1 protein-coding gene and 1 pseudogene are annotated in these 1,475 nt (G+C 63.3%); both read right to left on the reverse strand.

Features of this window, described 5'->3' with window-relative positions; all coding sequences use genetic code 11:
• Window positions 1-311: pseudogene (locus EOD07_RS38885) on the reverse strand (DUF2497 domain-containing protein); the annotation flags it as partial.
• A 416-nt stretch (window positions 312-727) separates the two neighbouring features.
• A partial coding sequence (locus tag EOD07_RS34120; RefSeq protein ID WP_164772829.1) for a TolC family protein occupies window positions 728-1,475 on the reverse strand: 748 nt, incomplete at its 5' end.

Here is a 1,475-nt window from a genome sequence, read left to right on the forward strand (position 1 = left end):
GCCCTGACCGGCTCGTGGCGGGCCTCGGCGCGCGCCGGCGCCGGATCGGTTGCGGCAAGCTGGGCCTGGACCTCCGCCAGCGTCACCGGCTTGCGGGCGTCGGCATGCAATTCGGAGCGAAAGGCGTCAACCTCGACATTCGGTACGGACACGGGGGGCACGGCAGCGGCGGCCGGCTCGAGATCCTGGCGCAGCTCGCCAGCCTCGGAGGGCTGCTTTCGCCCGGTGTCGCTGTCTTCGATGATCCTTCGGATGGAAGCCAGTATCTCTTCCATGGAAGGTTCGCGCTGCGCGCTGCTTGCCGTCGCCATCGTCACATCCGCCGCCCTAGTGACCTGTCCAAGAACGGACCTGCTCAAGAACCTGACCTGCCCGAGAATTGACCGTTCAGGAACCTGACCCGTTCAAGAATTCCGTTCCTGCCCGGTCCGGAATTCGAATCAATGCCGACAGCGTAACCGACCGATCGTCATCCGAGAATCCCCAATCTGGGGACTCTTTGGATTTCAACAGATTAGGGGATTTCAACAGATTGAAGCATGCCCCCCGAAAGTGGGAACCGGTTTCGGGATGAAGACATGCGCAAAATCAAAAACCTAAAGCGCATGGAGCGAAGCTGAAAGATCGCGACGCGCTTTAGGCGATGCACAGCCCGACGAGCCATCCGCAAAGACAAGCGCCGCGCATCCATTGGACGCGCGGCGCTTGTCAAAGCTTGGATCGGAAATCAGCGCCCGTCAGGCGTGCGCAGGCCGTACCACTTGTCCTTGACGGCGTTGTAGTGCTCTTCCGGCCTGTATTTGGTGACCGCCAGGCCAAGGCGATCGACCGACAGGTGGCCCATCGCCGACAGGATGGCGTAGCTCGCCACGACCACGTCGCGTTCGGAGCTGGCCTGGTTGATCTTGGCGGTGATGACCGCGTTCTGCGCGTTCAACACGTCCAGCGTGGTGCGCTGGCCGACATTGCGCTCTTCGATGACGCCATTGAGCGCCAGTTGCGCGGCATCGATCACCTGCCTGTTGGCATCCACGCTTTCGCGCGCGGCGACATACTGCGTCCACGCCGAAACCACGGCCTGGCGTACCTGGTCGCGGCTGACATCGACCTGGATACGGGCCTCGCTGAGCGATTCCTTGTTTTGCCGCACCAGCGCCGAGGTCCTGCCGCCCGAATAGATCGGGATGGTCAGCGTGGCGCCGATATTGGCCGAGGTCGAGGTGCCGTTGGTGCCCCTAATGTCGGGAACGGAGTGGCTGTAATTGTCCGAAATGCCGGCCGAAGCCGTCACCTGCGGCAGCAGCGCGCCTTCCGAAGATTTCACCGAGAACGCCGCCGCATCGACGAGATGCTGGGTGGCAAGGATCGCGGGATGCTCGGCGGAAGCGACGGCCAGGGCCGAATCGAGGTTGCCCGGCAACAGCTTGCCCAGCGGCGAGGCCGCTTTCAGCTTGCCCGGCTCGTCGCCGACGATC

Source organism: Mesorhizobium sp. M2C.T.Ca.TU.002.02.1.1, assembly GCF_003997225.1.